This window comes from Ursidibacter arcticus, assembly GCF_009761375.1.
Taxonomy (GTDB): Bacteria; Pseudomonadota; Gammaproteobacteria; order Enterobacterales; family Pasteurellaceae; genus Ursidibacter; species Ursidibacter arcticus.
This window is the reverse complement of record NZ_LEKM01000178.1, coordinates 22,229-34,268: the sequence shown is the minus strand read 5'-3', so window position 1 is coordinate 34,268 and position 12,040 is coordinate 22,229. Positions and strand designations below refer to the sequence as shown.

Annotated in this window: 11 protein-coding genes; 2 read left to right on the top strand and 9 right to left on the bottom strand. The window is 38.1% G+C overall.

Translation table 11 applies throughout. The features are described 5' to 3' along the window. Window positions 1-210: 210 nt before the first annotated feature. The 3 genes from secB to tig form a co-directional block, all read right to left on the bottom strand. On the bottom strand, window positions 211-711 hold the full coding sequence (secB, locus tag A1D25_RS08025) for a protein-export chaperone SecB (RefSeq protein WP_157395168.1): 501 nt from the start codon (window positions 709-711) through the stop codon (window positions 211-213). Window positions 712-727: 16 nt separating this feature from the next. Beyond that, entirely contained in the window at window positions 728-1,180 is a 453-nt protein-coding gene (locus A1D25_RS08020) for a rhodanese-like domain-containing protein (protein WP_157395167.1), read from the bottom strand. 124 nt (window positions 1,181-1,304) lie between these two features. Next, window positions 1,305-2,606, bottom strand: a complete 1,302-nt coding sequence (gene tig / locus A1D25_RS08015; RefSeq protein ID WP_157395166.1) for a trigger factor — start codon at window positions 2,604-2,606, stop codon at window positions 1,305-1,307. Window positions 2,607-2,834: 228 nt separating this feature from the next. On the opposite strand from tig, the gene A1D25_RS08010 reads away from it, so the two are divergent. Further along, window positions 2,835-3,590, top strand: a complete 756-nt coding sequence (locus tag A1D25_RS08010) for a phosphodiester glycosidase family protein (RefSeq protein WP_157395165.1) — start codon at window positions 2,835-2,837, stop codon at window positions 3,588-3,590. 111 nt (window positions 3,591-3,701) lie between these two features. Then, window positions 3,702-4,415, top strand: a complete 714-nt coding sequence (locus tag A1D25_RS08005) for a pirin family protein (protein ID WP_157395164.1) — start codon at window positions 3,702-3,704, stop codon at window positions 4,413-4,415. Between the two features lie 71 nt (window positions 4,416-4,486). Here the strand turns inward: A1D25_RS08005 and A1D25_RS08000 are convergent, their stop codons facing one another. The 6 genes from A1D25_RS08000 to dnaE are packed head-to-tail and all read right to left on the bottom strand — an operon-like array spanning window position 4,487 to window position 12,029. Continuing rightward, the gene (locus tag A1D25_RS08000) at window positions 4,487-5,671 is read right to left on the bottom strand and encodes an N-acetylmuramoyl-L-alanine amidase (protein WP_157395163.1); all 1,185 of its coding nucleotides are present in this window, start codon (window positions 5,669-5,671) and stop codon (window positions 4,487-4,489) included. A 21-nt stretch (window positions 5,672-5,692) separates the two neighbouring features. Next, window positions 5,693-6,190, bottom strand: a complete 498-nt coding sequence (gene tsaE, locus A1D25_RS07995; protein ID WP_157395162.1) for a tRNA (adenosine(37)-N6)-threonylcarbamoyltransferase complex ATPase subunit type 1 TsaE — start codon at window positions 6,188-6,190, stop codon at window positions 5,693-5,695. Between the two features lie 13 nt (window positions 6,191-6,203). Next, window positions 6,204-6,755, bottom strand: a complete 552-nt coding sequence (orn, locus tag A1D25_RS07990) for an oligoribonuclease (RefSeq protein WP_157395161.1) — start codon at window positions 6,753-6,755, stop codon at window positions 6,204-6,206. Then, window positions 6,748-7,236, bottom strand: coding sequence for a pantetheine-phosphate adenylyltransferase (gene coaD, locus A1D25_RS07985; RefSeq protein WP_157395160.1), 489 nt, complete (start codon window positions 7,234-7,236; stop codon window positions 6,748-6,750). Before coaD ends, orn begins: the two co-directional genes overlap by 8 nt. Then, window positions 7,229-8,527, bottom strand: coding sequence for a lipid IV(A) 3-deoxy-D-manno-octulosonic acid transferase (gene waaA / locus A1D25_RS07980; protein WP_157395159.1), 1,299 nt, complete (start codon window positions 8,525-8,527; stop codon window positions 7,229-7,231). The genes coaD and waaA overlap by 8 nt, the downstream gene beginning before the upstream one ends. Before the next feature lie 25 nt (window positions 8,528-8,552). Beyond that, the gene (dnaE, locus tag A1D25_RS07975; protein ID WP_157395158.1) at window positions 8,553-12,029 is read right to left on the bottom strand and encodes a DNA polymerase III subunit alpha; all 3,477 of its coding nucleotides are present in this window, start codon (window positions 12,027-12,029) and stop codon (window positions 8,553-8,555) included. Window positions 12,030-12,040: the final 11 nt, after the last annotated feature.

Here is a 12,040-nt window from a genome sequence, read left to right as displayed (position 1 = left end):
ATAAAACTGCAGATTGATGACAAACTCTAATTTGTTGTATCCAATTAACGGACGCCAGCGTGGCGTCCCTACATAACAAAATAAAATCTGTTATTTTTCAATTGGTTATAACTTTCCTTGTAGGGACGCCACGCTGGCGTCCGAATGAAAAAAGACTTTGTCAATAATCTGAGGTATGCTTAACATACCCATTTTTCACTCAACAATAAATTAGTTTAATGCTGGTTTTTCTTCAGCTTGTTCTTCTGCTTGCTGACGCTCTAAATAATCAACAAAGAGTGCATCAAAGTTTACTGGTGAAAGATTTAATGCTGGGAATGTACCACGATTTACAAGGCTTGAGATCAATTCACGAGCATAAGGATATAATACTTCAGGGCATTTTGATGCTAAGCAATGTGCTAATTGAATACCTTCTAAACCTTTAATGGTGAATACACCTGCTTGTTTAACTTCACAGATAAATGCAACATCGTTACTATCTTCTAAGGTAGTTTGTACGTTGATATGTAATACTACTTCATAAGTATCTTCACCAACTTGTACTGTTGCAGTATCTAATTCAAAACCTAATTGTGGTTTCCATTCTTGATGGAAAATCGTTGGTAGGTTTGGTGCTTCAAATGAAACGTCTTTGATATAAATACGTTGGATTTGCATTTCAAATGGTACTTGTTCTTGTTGTGTTTCTACTTTGTTTTCTTCAGACATAATGAATCCTTAATAATTATTTATGTTTTTTGACTAAAGGAAGATTTGCTGCTCGCCAACCTGCAATCCCTTCTTTTAAAGCATAAACTTTATTAAAGCCTTGTTTTGCAAGTGTATTTGCTAACCCTTGAGCAGATAAACCATTAGTATCTACCACAATAATTGATTTTTCTTTATGTTTATCAATTGATTGTGTTTTGTTACCTTTAATTTCACTTGGAATTAAATGTAAGCTGTCAATAATATGTCCCGCTCGGAATTCATCATCAGAGCGAACGTCTAAAACCACAGCATCTTCATTATTGATGAGTTGGGTCGCTTGGGCATTATCAACCACTTTGATTTTGCTTGTCGCCCCTTTATAAAAATTGATAAGCACTGCAACAAATAACGCAACCCACGCAACCACCATAATGGTATGGTTTGCGGCAAATTGTTGAATTTGTTGAGCTAAAGTAAGCTGTTCCATAATTTTTCTCTAGATCATTAGTTGGTATAAAGCGGTCACTTCCGTTAAAAAATTTGCAAAACTTTTGCTGAAAATGACCGCTTGTTTGGATAGCTTTGCTTAACTGCAAAACTGATAAGAGAAATTATGCAGCTTGTTGAGAAGCCATAATCTCATCGAAAGAGAATGCTTTTTCAGTTACTTTCGCTTTCGCTAATACAGCATCAACTGCTTGTTCTTCTAATACTACGTTACGAATATTGTCAGTTAATTGACGGTTTTTCGCATAGTATTCAACAACTTCTGCTGGTTGTTCATAAGCTGATGCTAATTCTGCGATAGTTGCTTTCACACGCTCTTCATCAACTTTTAGCTCATTTGAAGTGATCACTGCTGAAAGTAATAAACCTACTTGAACACGGCGTTTTGCATCACCTTCAAATAATTCTGCTGGTAATTGTGCTGCCATTTCTGGTTTACCGCCAAAACGTTGAACTGCTTGCTGACGTAATACTTCAACTTCTTCTGCAACTGCTGAAGCAGGTACTTCAATATCGTTTTGTGCTAATAAACCATTGATTACTTGGTTCTTAATGCGTGAAGTTACCGCATTTTTTAACTCACGTTGCATATTTTTCTTAATTTCTGCACGAAGTTCTTCTACTGATTTACCTGCACCAAATTTTTTCACAAATTCTTCTGTTAATTCAGGTAATACAATGTTTTCTACTTTTTTCAAGGTGATAGCAAATTTCGCTGCTTTACCTTTTAAGTTTTCTGCGTGATATTCTGCTGGGAATGTTACATCAATATCAAATTGTTCACCTGCTTTATGACCTACGATACCCTCTTCAAAACCAGGGATCATACGACCTTGACCCATAAATAATACGAAGTCAGATGCTTTACCACCTTCAAACTCTTCGCCATCAATAGATCCTACGAAGTCGATAGTTACACGATCATCTGCTTTTGCAGCATCGGTTGTTTCAGACCAAGTAGCTTGTTGTTTGCGTAATACATCAACCATTTTATCTAAATCTGCATCGCTGATTTCAACAACTGGTTTTTCAACTTCAATACTTTCTAAGCCTTTTAATTCTACTTCAGGGAATACTTCAAAGGTTGCAACGAAAGAGAAATCTTTACCTGCTTCATAGTTATTTGGTGTAAATGTTGGACGACCTGCTAGGTTGATTTTTTCATTGATTACAACATCAAAGAATGCACGTTGCATTTCTTCTGATAACGCATCTTGACGAGCCGCTAAACCATAGCGTTGCTCAATAATAGAATGTGGTACTTTACCTTTACGGAAACCATCAACGCGTGCATTTTTTGCATAACCTTTTAATTGTTCGCGGTAAGCTGCTTCTACTTTATCTGCAGCGACAGTAACGGTTGCACGGCGTTCTAAGCCTTGAGTTGTTTCAATTGAGAATGACATTTTAACCTCAGTAATTTAAAAATAGTCGGTATATAAAATACAGATAGAAAAATAGGCGGTAATTCTACCGCTATATTCAATAGATGTCGAGAAATAACGCTTTTTAGTTGGTTATTTGTGTTATTTGTAAATTTTTACGAAAATCTTACCGCTTATTGAGATTATCTGCTTTCTACTTCTGTCATTTTAGGCGACAATCCTACGCTAATTTTCTCTAACATTATGCCAATGAAATCTCTTTTTTTGTTTTTTATTTTCTTGCTGCTCTCTACTGCTCAAGCAAACTCATCTTGCATTGAAAATCGTAGCGAAAACGGCGTTATTCATATCAGTAAGATCGATCTGAATTGTCCTAATCTTGAATTGATTACGACATTACCGAAAGATCAGGGCTTAACCGTTTCTGAATTTGCTGGAAAATATCAAACAAATGTTGCAATTAACGGGAGTTTTTTTCGTAAAGATCTTTCGCCACTTGGGTTAAATATCTCTCAATTTAAAAAATGGCAAAAAAGCAATGACACATTAGCTCGCTCTTTTTTGGCTTGTACCGCCAATCATCATTGCCATATTGATCCAATAAACCGTATTACTTCTGCCAAGCCTAACTGGAAGTTAGCACTCGCAGGTTGGCATTATTACAGTGAAAAATCAGGTAAGTTTGAATGCTCCACACGCGACAAAATTGGTTGTTCGCAAGATATTTTTACAGGTAAGCACCCAAGAACAATGATTGGATTAGATGAAAAGCATAACTGGCTCTATTTAGTTGTAGTTGAAGGGCGGCAACTTACCTATCGTGGAATGACAATGAATGAATTAGCACAACTCGCAACTCAGTTAAAGCTAACTTACGCATTAAATTTAGATGGTGGAGGAAGTTCAACAATGGTAATTGATAACAAACGTATATCCGCTCTACCCTTATTACAAGGTTCAGAAAGAAAAGTCGCTAATCATTTTGGCGTAAGATTACAGCAGTAATGAGTTTATTATTTCCATATTGTAAATAGTCTATTGCTTTTTAATGCCTTTATCTAGCATAGGTGAAATTATAGAATAGTCCCTAAGTTGATACAAAATGAAGGACTTACAATGAAATATATTTATCACTCAGCTGACTCTCGTGGCAATGCTGATCACGGTTGGCTAAAAAGCCGTCATACTTTTAGTTTTGCAAATTATTACGATCCTGAACGCCTAGGTTTTGGTGCATTGCGTGTTATTAACGATGATTTTGTCGAAGGCGGAATGGGGTTTGGCACTCATCCCCATAATAATATGGAAATTATCTCAATCCCTTTATCTGGCGATTTAGCTCACAAAGATAGTATGGGCAATGGCAGTATTATTCGCAATGGCGATATTCAAGTAATGTCCGCAGGCACGGGTATTACTCATAGTGAAATGAATGCAAATCGTGATCAAGCGGTAAAATTTCTGCAAATTTGGGTTATTCCCAATAAGCGTAATGTTGAACCTCGTTATCAACAAATTACCATTGCTGACCAAGCTAAACCGAATGATTTCCAGCAAATTCTTTCACCCAATCCTGATGATGAAGGCGTTTGGATTCACCAAGATGCTTGGTTCTCACTAGCAAAATTTGAGCTTAACCACAGTAAAACGTATCAATTACATAAAGAAAATAACGGTGTTTATGTATTTGTTATTAAAGGAAATGCGAAAATCGGCGACAAAGAACTCAATGAACGAGATGGCTTAGCTGTATGGGACACGCAATCTTTTGATGTTACTGCATTATCTGAAAATGCAGAAATTTTACTGATGGAAGTACCTATTTCATAGCGATAAGGTGTAGAAAATAAAAACGAAGTAGTCATATTGATTACTTCGTTTTTTGTTTGTGCGTCTAAATTTTATTTTAATTTCAATTTTTTCCCAACCACAATTTTATTTTGTTTAATATCGTTAAGCTCACTCAGTTTTTCGGGAGTGGTTTTATACATTCTCGCAATAGAGTAGAGTGTCTCATCTTTCTGCACAATATGGAATTTGGCATTAACATCGATTTCTTTTTTGTTCTCTGTAGATGCTTTTTCTTTATTATTTAAATTCTTTTCTTGTTTTACTGGGTTTTTCTTTGAGTCTTTTTTCTCTGTTTGGTTATTTCCTTTGACTGTTTCTTTAGATGTTTTATCTGCGGTTTTTTTAGTTTCAGTGTTGTTCTGTTTTGCTTGCGATTGCTCTACCTTTTTCGTCTCTTTAGCATCAGATTTGCTTTCTTTACTCTCTTTTTTCGTTTCGCTTTTCTCGGTGTAAATCGCTTTTGGCGAGACTTTATAGTATTTACGTTGATATTCGACTAAACCATTATAGATTGCTCTAGCAACTTGGCGGCGATAGGTAAGAGAAGAGAGTTTTTGCTCTTCTATAGCATTTGAGAGAAAGCCTGTTTCAACTAAGATAGACGGAATATCAGGTGAACGTAACACACTTAAACTTGCGTGCTGTGGAGCACTTTTAGCCAGTTTAGTCACATTGCTCATTTTACTGAGAATAGTTTTACCTAATTCATAACCTGCTCGTTGTGAATGAGAAAACTGTAAATCTAGTACGGTTTGGCTTAAATAACGCTCGTTAGCTTGAGCAAGTACAGAACCTGCACCGCCTAGTAATTCAGATTGTTTCTCGTGATCTTCTAGCCATTTACCTAATTCATCATTCGCTCTGCGATTGGATAAAACCCAAACAGAAGCACCACGCAAATTCTCCGAGCTTGGCGATGAATCTGCGTGAATAGAGACTAAATAATTCGCTTTATTTTTGCGTGCAATTTCGGTTCGGTTCGGTAGCTGAATAAAATAATCACCGCTACGGGTCATTACTGCTCGGAAATTTGGATCCGCATCAAGTAACGCTTTTAGTTCTTTAGCGATAGATAAGGTAACATCTTTTTCTTTGATACCTAAGGTTTTTCCCATTGCTCCAGGGTCTTTTCCACCGTGTCCCGCATCAATTGCAATGACTGTTTTCGCATAGCTTGTAATGCTAAAGGTAAGTAAGGTGAGCAACGGTAAAAAGTTTAAAAGTTTATGTTTCATTTTATTTCTCAATAGACTTTACTAAGCGGTATGATTTGCTAGAAAATTTGCAATAATCATTTGCCCGATTTCATTTTGTGCTTGTAATTCAAGGTTTCTGCCCGTTTGTGCATAATCAATTTGAATGATGATGTCTGCATTTGGGATCATTCCTTGCCCACGCATTGCCCATTCTAATAAACAGAGTGTTTGTGGACGGAAGTAATCACGAATACCCATAAATTCTAATTCTTCAGGATCAGCTAAACGATAAAGATCAAAATGATAAAGAGAATAAGGTGCTAAATGATACTCTTCCACTAGCGTATAAGTTGGGCTTTTCACATTTCCTTGATGCCCAAAGGCTTGTACGATACTACGAGTAAGGGTGGTTTTTCCTGCCCCTAACTCGCCATTGAGATAAATCACTAACCCTTTATCACGCTGATTTGCAAAAAAATCTTGGAATGTGACCGCTAATTTGCTACCAAATTCCAACATTTGTATTTCATTTTCAAAATAAAATTGTGTTTTTGTCATTATTGTCTGTTATTTAATCTAATTTAATAAAATGTTCTCGGTAAAATTTTAATTCTTCAATAGATTCTTTAATGTCATCTAGTGCTAAATGCGTATTTTTTTTGTTGAATTGATTAAGCATTTCTGGTTTCCAACGGCTTGCTAACTCCTTTAAAGTGCTGACGTCTAAATGACGATAATGGAAAAATTCGGCTAAATCAGGCATATAACGGTAAAGAAAACGCTTATCTTGTGCAATGCTGTTTCCGCAGATAGGTGATGCACCTTTAGGAACCCATTTTTTCAGAAAATCAAGAGTTTGTAATTCTGCTGCGCGTTCAGTTAATTTACTTTGCTTAACTCGCTCGACTAAACCATTTTCCGTATGGGTTTTGACACACCAATCGCTCATTTTATTGAGCAGTTCATCTGATTGATGAATGGCAAGCACTGGCCCTTCGGCGAGAATATTTAGATCTTTATCGGTAACAATAGTGGCAATTTCGATGATACGCTCTTTTTCAGGATCTAACCCTGTCATTTCTAGATCAATCCAAATTAAATTTTGTTTATTTTGTTCACTCATTATCATTCCTTAATTGCTGTAACGCTTGATAAACATTGCGTGGCACAAATTGTGCGACATCGCCTTGGTGTCGATAAACTTCTCGTACCATTGTAGAAGAGAGATAACGCCACGTTAATGAAGAGGGTAAAAATACCGTTTCCAATTCATTTTGTAGTTGTTGATTAAGTTGTGCTAGGTGAATTTCATAGTCAATATCCGCTCCACCACGCACACCGCGAATCAATGCGGTTGCATTATGATCTTTGGCTAAATCTGCCAGTAAGCCACTAAATCCTAGCACGATTACATTATCTAGGTGATGACAACTTTGTTTAACTAATTCAATCCGTTGTTCAAGGCTAAAAAGCGGTTGTTTACTTGGATTTTTAGCAACAGCTATAATTACTTGATCAAATAATTTTGTAGAACGTTGAATAACGTCTAAATGTCCATTTGTAATAGGATCGAAAGTACCAGGGTAAATGACCGTTTTATTCATCTTTATTCTCTTTTGCTTCTAAATAAGGCGATAGTAATGCTAAGTGGCGTTTTAACGCTCCTTGATTCTCTTTTAAAACATCATAACCTGCTTGGCTGATCTCTTTACTTAGCTCAGGGTGTTCTAAGAAATAATTAACGGCATTCGCAAGAGCTTCAACATTACTCTCAATTTCAATGACCCCATCGACATTACGCAATTTACTAAAGACTTCTGGGAAGTTAAACGTATGTAAGCCAGAGATAACGGGGAGTTCAAATGCTATTGGCTCCAAAGGATTATGTCCACCGTGTTTCACAAGACTTCCGCCGACAAAAGCGACTTGTGCCAAACCGTATAGTATCATCATTTCCCCCATTGTATCACCAAGCAATACTTGGGTATTCGGTAAAACACCACGCTGATCTGACCGCTTAACATAAGGTATTTGCATTTTTCTAAGTATCTCTTCGACACTTGCAAAGCGTTCTGGGTGTCGTGGCACCAAAATCAGCACAAGGTTTGGGTGTATGATTAGCAATTTACGATGAGCATCTAAGATCATTTTTTCTTCGCCCTCGTGGGTGCTACCTGCAACCCATACAGGGCGGTTAGAAAGGTTTAGATGAATGCGAGTTTCGGTGACTTTTTGACGTAGCTCAGGCGTAATTTCTAAATCGAATTTAAGATTTCCTGTGTTTACTAAACGTTGTGGATTAAAGCCTAATTGGATATAACGATCAGCACTTACAGAATCTTGAGCTAAAATCAGAGTGATTTCATTAAGCATTTCTTGTAAGTGCGTTTTTATCCAGCCATAACGTCTAGCTGATCTTGGTGATAAGCGAGCATTAGCAATTACAAATGGTATCTTTCGTTGATGAATCTGATGAATTAAGTTAGGCCATAATTCCGTTTCAATCACAATAAAAAGCCGAGGTTTAATAAATTTCAGAAAGCGATTGATTGCATCAGGCAGATCATAAGGCAAATAAACGTGCGATAAACTATCTCCAAAAGCTGATTTTACCCTTTCTGAGCCTGTTGGTGTAACGGTTGTCACTGTAATGGCCAACTCAGGATATTGAGTTTGAATTACTTTAATCAATGGCGTTGCGGCAATCACTTCACCGACTGATGCGGCGTGAATGACGATCCCATTCGCTTTAGGCGGTGTTATTTTTGAATAAAATCCATAACGTTCGGATAAACGTTGGCGGTATTCAGGTAAAGTTCTACCACGATACCACATTACTAATAACAGCAGTGGCTGAATAATATAACTAAGTAAAGTATATAAACGGCGTAGCATTTTAGGTCCTTAATAACCGATAATTTTATTCAAATTCCAATTCAACGGCATTCTCACCGAGTAAATCTTTTAGCTTGGTGAGCATTATCTCTTTCGGGGTTACTCGCCATTCAAGATCTCCTACTAATAATGCTCGTCCTTCAGGGCTTTGGTAGTAGAAATGTAAGGGTAACGTTGAATCTTTATAAGGAGTTAAGATCTCAGTTAATTCTTTAACAAAATGAGCGGTAAGTTGCTCTTGTGAAATTGCAAGGGCAAGGCTTTTGGCATAACGACTTCTTGCTTCATCAAGAGAGAGTAGTTCTCTAGCAGACATTTTTAAACCACCGCTGAAATCGTCGTGCTGTATTGAGCCGATGGCGACAATAATTTCATCTTTTTGTAATAGATGCCCATAATTTTCAAGTGCTTCTGAAAACAAGGTTATATCAAGTTTTCCTGACCTATCTTCAATGGTGGCAATACCAATGCGACTACCCCGTTTGGTTATAGCGATACGAGATGCCATTACCATTCCTGCAACACAAGCTGTTTGCCCGCGATAAGTTGGCTGTATCTCATTTAAACGAGCAGGGGCATAATGGGCAAGTTCTTTTAAAAAACGTCCTACTGGGTGTCCGCTTAAGTAAAGTCCTAAGGTTGATTTTTCACCTTCTAAAATAGCTTGTTCACTGAGTTTTGGGGTATTTGCATAGGCATTTTGGACTTCTTCCGGCGTTTCGGTAAGTACCCCAAACATATCACTTTGCCCTAAGGCTTCCATTTTTGAATGTTGGTCGGAGGCTTTAAGTGCATCTTCTAAGTTCTTTAGGAGTGCTGCTCTATGAGGGCCTAATTTATCAAAAGCCCCTGCCATTATTAAGCCTTCAAAGGTTCGGCGATTGACTTTGCGAAGATCCACCCTTGCCGTAAGATCAAACAGATCTTTAAAAATACCTCCGCTATCACGAGCTTCTAAAATCGCATCAACAGGTGCTTCGCCAACCCCTTTAATTGCCCCTAAACCATAGACGATCTCGCCTTTTTCATTCACACTAAAGCGATGTTTTCCCGTGTTAATATCAGGTGGTACAACCGTTAGCCCCATATTGATACATTCATCATAGAAACCAACAATTTTATCTGTATTGTCTAACTCTGATGTCATTACCGCTGCCATAAATTCCGCAGGATAATGGGCTTTCAACCACAGTGTTTGATAAGAAACCAACGCATAAGCAGCCGAGTGAGATTTATTAAAACCATAACCCGCAAATTTTTCTACTAAGTCGAAGATTTTCATTGCCAATCCGCCGTCAATGCCGTTTTTGATCGCTCCTTCTTCAAAGGTGGAACGTTGTGCCGCCATCTCTTCAGGTTTTTTCTTACCCATTGCACGCCGTAATAAATCTGCACCACCCAATGTGTAGCCAGCTAATACTTGTGCTATCTGCATTACTTGTTCTTGGTAAACAATAACCCCGTAGGTTGGCTCTAAAATCGGTTGTAATGATTCGTGTTGATACTGTGGATCAGGGTAAGAAACAGGTTCTTTTCCGTGTTTACGATCAATAAAGTTTTGCACCATTCCAGACTCTAGGGGGCCTGGTCGGAATAACGCAACCAATGCGATAATATCTTCAAAACAGTCTGGTTTGAGACGAGAAATTAAGTCTTTCATCCCTCGAGATTCAAGTTGGAATACCGCAGTAGTTTTCGCATTGAGTAACAACTCAAAGGCTTTTTTATCATCAAGAGGAATACTTTCAATTCGAACAGGCTCTTTCCCTTCTCGTGCAAGGCGTTGGTTGATCATCTCCAATGCCCATTTAATAATCGTTAAAGTGCGTAAACCCAAGAAGTCGAATTTTACTAAGCCTGCATACTCAACATCATTTTTATCAAAGTGAGTAACAGGGTGTAGTCCTTCTGAATCGCAGTAGAGAGGAGAGAAATCGGTGATCGCAGTGGGTGCAATTACTACGCCACCTGCGTGTTTCCCTGCATTACGCGTTACCCCTTCAAGTTTGCGAGCCATATCAATTAAGGCTTTGACTTCTTCATCGGTGTCATATAATTCAGGTAATTTCGGCTCAGCATCAAAGGCTTTTGCGAGAGTCATTCCGGGATCAGGCGGAATCAATTTAGAGATACGATCCACAAAGCTATAAGGGTGCCCTAATACCCGCCCTACATCTCGAATTACCGCCTTGGCTGCCATCGTACCAAAGGTAATAATCTGTGAAACAGCTTGTCTTCCATAGGTTTCGGAAACGTGTTCAATAACACGATCTCGTCCGTCCATACAGAAATCGACATCAAAATCGGGCATTGAAACCCGCTCAGGATTGAGAAAACGTTCAAAAAGCAGATCAAATTCAAGGGGATCAAGATCAGTAATTTTTAACGCATAGGCAACTAATGATCCTGCACCAGAACCACGCCCAGGGCCAACAGGAATATCGTTATCTTTTGACCACTGGATAAATTCCATCACAATCAGGAAGTAACCCGGGAACCCCATTTGGTTGATTACATCTAGCTCAACTTGCAATCTTTCATCGTAAACAGACCGCTTGTTTGCACGTTCTTCGGGATCGGGAAAGAGAAACTCAAGGCGTTCTTCTAAGCCATCTTTCGATTTCTTGACTAAGAAATCTTCGACAGATAACTCACCTGTTGGGAAATTCGGTAAAAAATATTCCCCTAAACGAATCGTTACATTACAGCGTTGCGCAATTTGTAGCGTATTTTCAATTGCTTGAGGTAAATCTGCAAATAATGCACACATTTCCGCTTCAGTACGGAAATATTGTTGAGCGGAGTATTTTTTGGGACGTTTTGGATCGTCTAACGTATAGCTATCGTGAATAGCTACTCGAATTTCGTGAGCATCAAAATCATCTTGGTGTAAAAAAACGACATCATTGACAGCAACAACAGGGATTGCAAATTTTTGTGCAAAAACCACCGCTTGTTGAATATAGCGTTCTTCATCGGCTCTCCCTGTGCGGCAGAGCGAAAGATAGTAGTGTTCGGCAAAATATTGTTGATAAAATTGAATTAACTGTTCTGCTTCTGTAAAGTTTTCTTTAAGTAAGGCTTTGCCTACATCACCATTACGCCCACCAGATAGCACAATGATGCCTTCATTTAACTCTGCTAACCACGCCTTTTCAACCACTGGGAATTGAAAGTAACCTTGTTGATAAGCCTTTGAAATTAAAAGGGTAATATTATGATAGCCGACATTATTCTTTGCCAGTAGTGTTAGTTCAAACAACTCATCACTTTCTGGCTCAGGGCGAACCATTATATCCACCCCGACAATCGGCTTAACCCCAGAACTTAACGCTTCCCCATAAAAACGGACTAAACCGCAGAAGTTTGTGAAATCAGTTAATGCCATTGCAACCATATTATTTGCAACACAAGTTTTGACTAACGGTTTAATTTTCGCTAAACCGTCAATCATCGAGAAATCACTGTGAACTTTTAAATGGACAAAGCGTGGTTGTGACATTATGAAATTCC

Excerpts from the sequence above, each read along its gene's own strand:
- secB (WP_157395168.1), bottom strand. The coding sequence starts at position 711 with ATGTCTGAAGAAAACAAAGTAGAAACACAACAAGAACAAGTACCATTT.
- A1D25_RS08020 (WP_157395167.1), bottom strand. The coding sequence starts at position 1,180 with ATGGAACAGCTTACTTTAGCTCAACAAATTCAACAATTTGCCGCAAAC.
- tig (WP_157395166.1), bottom strand. The coding sequence starts at position 2,606 with ATGTCATTCTCAATTGAAACAACTCAAGGCTTAGAACGCCGTGCAACC.
- A1D25_RS08010 (WP_157395165.1), top strand. The coding sequence starts at position 2,835 with ATGAAATCTCTTTTTTTGTTTTTTATTTTCTTGCTGCTCTCTACTGCT.
- A1D25_RS08005 (WP_157395164.1), top strand. The coding sequence starts at position 3,702 with ATGAAATATATTTATCACTCAGCTGACTCTCGTGGCAATGCTGATCAC.
- A1D25_RS08000 (WP_157395163.1), bottom strand. The coding sequence starts at position 5,671 with ATGAAACATAAACTTTTAAACTTTTTACCGTTGCTCACCTTACTTACC.
- tsaE (WP_157395162.1), bottom strand. The coding sequence starts at position 6,190 with ATGACAAAAACACAATTTTATTTTGAAAATGAAATACAAATGTTGGAA.
- orn (WP_157395161.1), bottom strand. The coding sequence starts at position 6,755 with ATGAGTGAACAAAATAAACAAAATTTAATTTGGATTGATCTAGAAATG.
- coaD (WP_157395160.1), bottom strand. The coding sequence starts at position 7,236 with ATGAATAAAACGGTCATTTACCCTGGTACTTTCGATCCTATTACAAAT.
- waaA (WP_157395159.1), bottom strand. The coding sequence starts at position 8,527 with ATGCTACGCCGTTTATATACTTTACTTAGTTATATTATTCAGCCACTG.
- dnaE (WP_157395158.1), bottom strand. The coding sequence starts at position 12,029 with ATGTCACAACCACGCTTTGTCCATTTAAAAGTTCACAGTGATTTCTCG.